Consider the following 7,469-nt stretch of genomic DNA (forward strand, 5'->3'; position numbering starts at 1 on the left):
CGACCCCATGCGGTTAATGTTCGAGAAAGATTTAACTCCTCACCCTCAATATGCCGCCTTCTACAAATGGCTACAAAACGAATTTCAAGCAGATGCGATCGTTCACTTTGGAATGCACGGCACCGTTGAATGGTTGCCGGGAGCGCCGCTAGGAAATACAGGCTATTCCTGGTCGGATATTCTTCTAGGAGATATGCCACATCTATATATATATGCGGCAAATAATCCCTCAGAATCCATGTTAGCAAAACGTCGCGGTTACGGCGTGCTGATTTCCCACAACGTACCGCCTTACGGTCGTGCTGGGTTGTACAAAGAGTTGGTATCCCTGCGCGATTTAATCTCAGAATATCGAGAAGACCCACAAAAAAATTACGTCCTCAAAGAAGCCATCTGCAAAAAGATAGTAGACACAGGTTTAGATGCAGATTGCCCGTTTGAAGATGCCAAACGCTTAGGTATTCCCTTCACTCCTGAGAACCTGCGGATGTTTAGCGCCGATGTCTTTAATCCGTATTTAGTGAAACTGTACGAATATCTGCAAGTTCTGGAAAATCGCCTCTTTTCATCAGGTTTGCACGTTTTGGGAGAACCACCAAACGAAGAGGAAATGGCATCTTATTTGAATGCCTATTTTGGCGAAAACCCAGAAACCCGGTTTCTTGGAGAAACCGGGTTTCTAGACACTCCGAACCAAGCTGCTGCCCAAATTCGCGATTTATTGATGCAAACTACCGACGAATTAACCAACCTATTGCGCGGATTGAATGGCGAATATATTCCCCCTGCACCTGGCGGCGATTTATTGCGAGATGGTGCAGGTGTTTTACCTACAGGTCGCAATATTCATGCTTTAGACCCCTATCGGATGCCATCACCAGCAGCTTACGAAAGAGGTCGAGAAATTGCCAATAAAATTATCGCGCAACACCTGAAAGAAAAGAGCCAATATCCCGAAACAGTTGCTGTGATGTTGTGGGGTTTGGATGCCATCAAAACTAAAGGTGAATCTCTCGGTATTCTCTTAGAATTAGTAGGTGCGGAACCTGTAAAAGAAGGCACAGGGCGAATAGTCCGCTACGAATTAAAATCACTAGCAGAAATCGGGCATCCGCGCATTGATGTTTTGGCAAATCTTTCCGGCATTTTCCGCGATAGCTTTGTCAACATTATCGAATTGTTAGATGATTTATTCCAACGTGCAGCTGACGCCGACGAACCCGAAGACCGAAACTTTATCCGCAAACACGCTTTAGCACTGAAAAAACAAGGTGTAGAAAATGCAACTGCACGCTTATTTTCTAATCCTGCTGGCGATTTTGGTTCGCTGGTGAATGACCAAGTTGTCGCGTCTAACTGGGAAACAGGCGATGAGTTAGCGAATACTTGGCAAGGGCGAAATGCGTTCAGTTACGGCAGAAAAGATAAGGGTGAAGCGCGAAAAGAAATCCTGAATCAATTGTTGCAAACTACTGAAACAGTTGTCCAACAAATCGATTCGGTTGAGTATGGTTTAACCGACATTCAGGAATATTACGCCAATACAGGAGGATTGAAAAAGGCAGCAGAGAAACAACGCGGTAAAAAGGTTAATGCCAGTTTTGTAGAAAGTTTCTCCAAAGATACCACGCCTCGCAACTTAGAAGATTTGCTGCGAATGGAATATCGCACCAAATTGCTAAATCCGAAATGGGCTGATGCAATGGCGAATCAAGGTAGCGGCGGCGCTTATGAAATTTCCCAACGAATGACCGCGTTAATTGGTTGGGGTGGTACTGCCGATTTTACCGATAATTGGGTTTACGACCAAGCTGCCGATACTTATGCTTTAGATGAGGAAATGGCGAAGAAATTGCGCGATGCAAATCCCGAAGCTTTCCGCAATATTGTTGGTAGAATGTTAGAAGCAAATGGGCGCGGTTTCTGGCAACCGAGTGATGATAAGTTGCAGAAGCTGCGCGATTTGTATGATTTGACGGATGAAGAGATTGAGGGTGTAACTGTTTGATTAGGAGGTAAATTAAAATGTCTACAGAAAAAGTAACAAAAGTTAAAAATGCTTTGGGGAAAGTAATACATATAACTACAAAGGAAATGTTTCGTAGTTTGTTTTTTCCTGGGTATATTATTTACGAAGTTTTACTTGATTCCCAAAAGCCAGAAAATATAGACTCTCGTCTTGCTCGTTTAGAACAAATTAAACAAGACTTGAAGGAGGCAATATCAGCAGTTGATAGTTTACAAAGTGAGGCGCAACAAAGAAAAGGAGAGGTGGAAAAATTACGTGCTGCAATTAAAAAATTAGAAGAAGATAAGAATAATGTCGAAAACATTTTACAAGTTTCCGAAGAATCATTTGCCCGTCTTCTTAGTCGCGCTAATTCAAAGGGGCGTATTCGGGGATGGATTGACGGTCTTATTGTAGGCTTTGTTTCTGGCGTGATTTCTAGTTTAGTAGCTGGGTATATTGGTAACGTTTTGAATCCACCTACAAAAACACCAAGCGCACCAATACTAGATAACCAAACCTCACCATCAGCGCCACCTAAAACAAATTCAAAGACACCTGTCAACCAAAAATAATCTTATCCATCCAAAAATGCCTGAAGACTGAAAATATAATGCCTGCCCAGATACATGGCAGGTCTTTTTTTCATTTTTTGTAATACATCGTAAAAATTATCCATATCCAACTCCCAACAAGTTAACGCTAAAACATCTTTTCTGTTACCTGAAATTCTCTACCAGTTTACAGCAAGCCTCACATCCAAGGACGATTTGTGCGATCGCCTGTTCATTCACATATTTTGAAGTAATGCGATCGCCCTCATCCACCAAATCACAAAACCAACCTATCCGCTTACAAAACATCTAACAATGGAAAACACATTTACTGCGGTATTTGAAAAAGTAGGCGACTGGTATATTGGTTACGTTGAAGAATTACCCGGTGCCAATGTACAGGAAAAAACCCTGGAAGAAGCCAGAGAAAGTTTGCGGGAAGCAATAGAATTAATCTTAATATCTAATCGCGAATTTGCCGAACAATAAATTTATGGTAAATCTGTAATCCGAGAGCAGGTTAATGACTGGGATAAACGAGCGATCGCTACCTCCTACCAACACAACTCGCGCATCCTAGCAACTGACTGCACAAGTCCCTGATTTACAAGCGTTGCCAAATATTCATCAGGCGTTTTTGGTGGATTTTTGAGCCTGTTTCTTTGCCTTTCTGCTGCTTGGCAAACTGCTTTATAATTAAGGCTCAGCAAATCTAGGATAAAATCATCAGGATGCTTTGCCTGAATGTTGTATGGTGCAATAGCCTCATTGGGAAAGTCTCTGAGATTGAAAGTGATGATGTATTTTGCTTGCGATCGAATTGCTGCCGCTAGAACATGGCGATCGTCTAGATCTGGTAGTTGCAAATAAGGAATTAATTCCTCATAACCAGTTACCAGACAATCTTTTACATTTGCATTCATTAAATTTTTGGTTCTGGTCAGCTGTTCTATTGTCAGTTCCGAACGGTTTTGAAGTACATTTCGCACCCATTCCGAGTGAATCTCCTCTGTCCAACGCACCCCAAATAAGTCGGTGAGTGCAAGCTCTACTAAAAGATCGCGTAGCGGTGCTGAATATAGGACATTTGCATCATAGAGAACCGTAAAATTTGTCATAATTCAATCGTACAAACCCAGCGCTTGCGATTGGGCAACTAACTCATCCATACCTTTCATTTGTTCTGCACGCATTCGCTTTTTATACTCAATTACATCTTGATAGCGCATCTTGCGACTATTCCCCACTATCTTGTATGGAATTTTGCCAGCATCCTGTAAATCCCATATATACTTATCTGATACATTTAGGAGAGCGGCTGCTTGATATATTTCTAGCTCTTTTGTGTACGGCGTAATCTTTACTGGCTTTCCTTCCGCTGTATGCACCAAAATCTCCAGCAGTAGCTGCATGGCAAGCGCGGGTATTTCCACTGTTTTACCTGTTTCATCTTCCATCAGTTTAATAGTGCAGGAAGATTCTTGATTTTCTAAGTATGATGCCAAAACGTGGCTACTAGCTTCCGCCTGATTTGCGTCTGATTCGCTTGGGAAAATCGGATCGCCGAGTCGATATCTGGGAAGTTTCATATTGATTTTATGCTTGTTTTACTGAGAATAATTACTATTTTAGCATTCGCATCATATACAAACTTAAAATTTGTCATGATTCAATCGGACAAACCCAAAAATCCCTTTGTCAACAGTATACTGTAAAATATAAAACCATACCTACAACAAAACTATGGAGGTAAAGCCTATGACGATTTTATTTCCAGCCGAACCCGTACCCTTGGAAGTCCACCCTGATGGGGTGGTGCGAATGGTGGGAACGCGGGTTACACTAGATACAATTGTTGCTGCTTTCAATCAAGGGGCGACTGCGGAGGAGATTGTGTTTCAGTACCCATCTTTGCAACTAGCTGATGTGTATGCTACGATCTGTTTCTTTTTGCGCCATCGTCCTTATGTGGAATTATATTTGCAGGAACGGCAACAAGAGGCTACGGAAATTCGTAAATTAAATGAGGCTAAATCTGAGCCTCAAGGGGTGCGCGATCGCTTACTAGCACGCCAGACACAATAACTAATTATGTTGCGATTTTTGGCCGATCAAAACTTCAATAACAATATCATAAGAGGCTTACAGCGTCGGCAGCCAGAATTAGATATTGTTTGTTATCAAGATGTTGGTGTTTTTGGGACAGATGACTCTATTGTGTTAGAATTTGCGGCGAAAGATGGGAGAGTTTTGCTTACCCATGACGTAGCTAAAATTACACAATATGTTTATCAACGACTTGAGGCAGGATTATCTGTACCGGGAGTGTTTCAAGTAGGCTTTGATGTTCCCATCATTCGCGCTATTGAAGATATTTTGTTATTGGCAGAGTACAGCCTTGATGGCGAATGGGAGGGGCAAGTGCGTTATTTACCTTTGTGAAATATTCCCATAGCTAGGGGTAAATTTATTGGTGATGAGCAGGCAGTTAAATTTTTAGTCGATCGCCCATCACCAATTACCTCTTCATCTTATCTAAACCTTTGCTGAAAAGTGGCGATCGGAATAGCCCAGCTTAATGCTTCCATTTGCTTGAACAGTGCTTGAGATGGTGCGCTTCCATCAGCAAATCTGTAAGCTTGAATGCCTTGTGGGGGAAATTTCAATCGCCCGTTAATTCCCACCAACTCACCTTTATTATTCAATACAGGCCCGCCACTCATACCATCTTCTATTTCGTTAGTGTAACCTAGTTGGTAGCCTCTGGGGAGCGATCGCTCTGCAACCATCTCCACATATCCCTTCGTCAAACGAAACGCTCTCAAACCCCAATCGCGGGTATTTTCGATCGCATCTCGGTTCAGAAAGCGCCAATTCGGAAATCCAGAAGCGTATACCTCATCGCCAATTGCTAGGGAATTGGAATTTCCCATCATCGCAACTTGATAAGATCGATCGCTAGTAAATTGTACTATGGCTAGATCGTTATCTCCAAATCGGGTAGAGCGCTGCAACCGACCAGAATAGCTGCGCCCATCTGAGGTTAGAATTGTATAGCGATCGCCTCTTTCCACCACATGAGCGCAAGTCAAAACTGTGTAGGTTTGCCCCTGTCGATCGATGATTACACCAGAACCGCCACCGTCATTCTCTAAAATCCGCACCGTTACTTCTCTTGCTATTTCTGCTACGGAAATGTTATTGCGCGAGCGGCTTTGAGCAACTTCTAAAGATAATTTGTTTGCCCGATCCAAACTGTTATTAACATTAGGTAAAGCTGCCACCGCTGATACCATGACTAGCCCATTTAATGAAGCGATCGCTGTCAAACAAGTCCCCAAAGCAATTAACGATAGATCCACAATCAATTCTTCCCCTGAACAGATTTCTCTAGATATCTATTAACTAGCCAACCCAGGGAGGTTAAATACTCCCCAGGTTGGCTAGTGGAAATCGACAATCCACTCAATTTCAGTTAAATACCGTTATTCCTACCCCCAGAATTAGTTCCAGAATTATTTCCTGTTCGGGGGCGAGTAGTAGAGCCACCGCTGTTTCGAGAGCGAAATGCTTCGTTAACAACTCTTTCCAAACTGAAAGTTCTTCGCTGTACCGTCGAACTATTGTTAGGTCTAAGCGAGTAAACTGGACGACCAGAACCAGTTGTACCAAACTCCAGCAAATTAGCTAGAACTTCATCTGGATTTTGGGCGCTCCGACGATCGAGGGTGAACAGCAAATTGTCGGAATTACAATTAGACGAGCCACCGTTAATGTAACAAACAACCGGTAGATTATTCAGCGTTCCAGTAGTCAGGTATAGATTGCTCAGACGACCTCCATTGTCGGCAACTGCTCTGCTCAATCGATCGGAAACAATGCGGCAGCGTTGCTGAGGAGTATAATCAGGCCCAAATTCGGTAGTTCGCCAAACTACGATCGGTGATGTGGTGCGATCGCCTCTTTCCGCGATAGTGGCAAAGTTTCGATTTTCGCGAACGCAACGAAATATTGTGCTTAATTCTTCCGCTTCTTGAGCTTGCGCTTGGGGTGTACTCGCTACGACACCAGAAACAGCGCCAGAAACAGCGATTGTCGATACTAAAAATTGAGCCAGGAATTTCTGGGATTTCATAACAAACTCTTCCGATTATGCTTACTTTTAAGGTACGATCTTGCTAAGGCTTCGTACCTCATCCAGTTGAGTGATCTGACAGGGTTATTCTGGATATTGTTCCTCAATGTATTTGTTGACGATATCGGTTCTTTAGTTGCAAATATCGCTGTATGGATGACAAAACAGCTCGTAATTTTTTAATTGCTCAGGGAACAGCTTTGCTAACTCAGCGGAATCCCGATGACTTGCTTGTACGTCTGCGATCGGGCAAATCTCCAGTACCCGGTCAGCTGACATCTATATTATTAGCGCTGAAAATTGCCTTCGACGCCCTCAAGGAGGAAACCCACCTCGATCGCGAGCTCGTCTATGCAATACACCAGCTGTGCTTTGAGAGTCGCCAGCTATACGACGCCGGACTTAGATCTGGGGTTGAATGGCCACCGATGTTGAATGAAGATTTGAACCGGATCGCGATCGCAGTTAGGAGTATTTTCGCCGGCACTTGGCAGTAGTTAATGGGGGAGTGGGGGAGTCAAAAGTCAAAAGTCAAAAGTCAAAAGTCAAAATTTCTCCCTCTCCCTCTCCCTCTCCCTCTCCCTCTTCCCTCTTCCCCTAACCCCTAACCCCTAACCCCTAACCCCTAACTTCTTCATCGATTGCGAAGTTCGGATTCCAACTTGTCTAAATCGCTTTTGAGCAAAATGGCAATTTTGCCGGTGATGGGAAATCCCTGTCGCGGTTTGGCAATTTCTATCCAGTAAGCATATCTGTCGCCTAAACGCAGTTC

Annotated in this window: 10 protein-coding genes; 6 read left to right on the forward strand and 4 right to left on the reverse strand. The window is 43.3% G+C overall.

Annotated features, from left to right (window positions below; genetic code table 11):
* The 3 genes from H6S82_RS11900 to H6S82_RS11910 all read left to right on the forward strand — a co-directional run.
* Positions 1-2,008 (forward strand): cobaltochelatase subunit CobN (locus tag H6S82_RS11900; protein WP_191056253.1); only part of this gene is annotated, 2,008 nt, incomplete at its 5' end.
* Between the two features lie 17 nt (positions 2,009-2,025).
* Complete coding sequence (locus H6S82_RS11905) at positions 2,026-2,583, forward strand: hypothetical protein (RefSeq protein WP_190461643.1); 558 nt, start codon at positions 2,026-2,028, stop codon at positions 2,581-2,583.
* Positions 2,584-2,877: 294 nt separating this feature from the next.
* The gene (locus H6S82_RS11910; RefSeq protein WP_190461645.1) at positions 2,878-3,051 is read left to right on the forward strand and encodes a type II toxin-antitoxin system HicB family antitoxin; all 174 of its coding nucleotides are present in this window, start codon (positions 2,878-2,880) and stop codon (positions 3,049-3,051) included.
* Positions 3,052-3,116: 65 nt separating this feature from the next.
* On the opposite strand, the gene H6S82_RS11915 is transcribed toward H6S82_RS11910, so the two are convergent.
* Together H6S82_RS11915 and H6S82_RS11920 are read right to left on the reverse strand one after the other, a co-directional pair.
* Positions 3,117-3,680, reverse strand: coding sequence for a PIN domain-containing protein (locus H6S82_RS11915; RefSeq protein WP_190461648.1), 564 nt, complete (start codon positions 3,678-3,680; stop codon positions 3,117-3,119).
* Positions 3,681-3,683: 3 nt separating this feature from the next.
* A complete protein-coding gene (locus tag H6S82_RS11920; RefSeq protein ID WP_190461649.1) occupies positions 3,684-4,151 on the reverse strand; it encodes a helix-turn-helix domain-containing protein in 468 nt (155 codons plus the stop codon).
* A gap of 169 nt (positions 4,152-4,320) precedes the next feature.
* Between H6S82_RS11920 and H6S82_RS11925 the strand changes: the two genes are divergently transcribed.
* Together H6S82_RS11925 and H6S82_RS11930 are read left to right on the forward strand one after the other, a co-directional pair.
* Positions 4,321-4,647 (forward strand): DUF433 domain-containing protein, encoded by a 327-nt coding sequence (locus tag H6S82_RS11925; RefSeq protein ID WP_190461651.1) that lies wholly within the window; start codon positions 4,321-4,323, stop codon positions 4,645-4,647.
* 6 nt (positions 4,648-4,653) lie between these two features.
* A complete protein-coding gene (locus H6S82_RS11930; protein WP_190461653.1) occupies positions 4,654-5,004 on the forward strand; it encodes a DUF5615 family PIN-like protein in 351 nt (116 codons plus the stop codon).
* An 89-nt stretch (positions 5,005-5,093) separates the two neighbouring features.
* On the opposite strand, the gene H6S82_RS11935 is transcribed toward H6S82_RS11930, so the two are convergent.
* Both H6S82_RS11935 and H6S82_RS11940 read right to left on the reverse strand, forming a co-directional pair.
* The gene (locus H6S82_RS11935; RefSeq protein ID WP_322111834.1) at positions 5,094-5,924 is read right to left on the reverse strand and encodes a serine protease; all 831 of its coding nucleotides are present in this window, start codon (positions 5,922-5,924) and stop codon (positions 5,094-5,096) included.
* 113 nt (positions 5,925-6,037) lie between these two features.
* A complete protein-coding gene (locus H6S82_RS11940) occupies positions 6,038-6,697 on the reverse strand; it encodes a COP23 domain-containing protein (protein ID WP_190461655.1) in 660 nt (219 codons plus the stop codon).
* Positions 6,698-6,849: 152 nt separating this feature from the next.
* On the opposite strand from H6S82_RS11940, the gene H6S82_RS11945 reads away from it, so the two are divergent.
* Complete coding sequence (locus H6S82_RS11945; RefSeq protein WP_190461657.1) at positions 6,850-7,194, forward strand: Dethiobiotin synthetase; 345 nt, start codon at positions 6,850-6,852, stop codon at positions 7,192-7,194.
* The last annotated feature ends 275 nt before the right edge of the window (positions 7,195-7,469 follow it).

Origin of the sequence: Planktothrix sp. FACHB-1355 (genome assembly GCF_014748295.1) — a bacterium.
GTDB classification, from domain to species: domain Bacteria; phylum Cyanobacteriota; class Cyanobacteriia; order Cyanobacteriales; family Aerosakkonemataceae; genus Aerosakkonema; species Aerosakkonema funiforme_A.

Excerpts from the sequence above, each read along its gene's own strand:
- H6S82_RS11905 (WP_190461643.1), top strand. The coding sequence starts at position 2,026 with ATGTCTACAGAAAAAGTAACAAAAGTTAAAAATGCTTTGGGGAAAGTA.
- H6S82_RS11910 (WP_190461645.1), top strand. The coding sequence starts at position 2,878 with ATGGAAAACACATTTACTGCGGTATTTGAAAAAGTAGGCGACTGGTAT.
- H6S82_RS11915 (WP_190461648.1), bottom strand. The coding sequence starts at position 3,680 with ATGACAAATTTTACGGTTCTCTATGATGCAAATGTCCTATATTCAGCA.
- H6S82_RS11920 (WP_190461649.1), bottom strand. The coding sequence starts at position 4,151 with ATGAAACTTCCCAGATATCGACTCGGCGATCCGATTTTCCCAAGCGAA.
- H6S82_RS11925 (WP_190461651.1), top strand. The coding sequence starts at position 4,321 with ATGACGATTTTATTTCCAGCCGAACCCGTACCCTTGGAAGTCCACCCT.
- H6S82_RS11930 (WP_190461653.1), top strand. The coding sequence starts at position 4,654 with ATGTTGCGATTTTTGGCCGATCAAAACTTCAATAACAATATCATAAGA.
- H6S82_RS11940 (WP_190461655.1), bottom strand. The coding sequence starts at position 6,697 with ATGAAATCCCAGAAATTCCTGGCTCAATTTTTAGTATCGACAATCGCT.
- H6S82_RS11945 (WP_190461657.1), top strand. The coding sequence starts at position 6,850 with ATGGATGACAAAACAGCTCGTAATTTTTTAATTGCTCAGGGAACAGCT.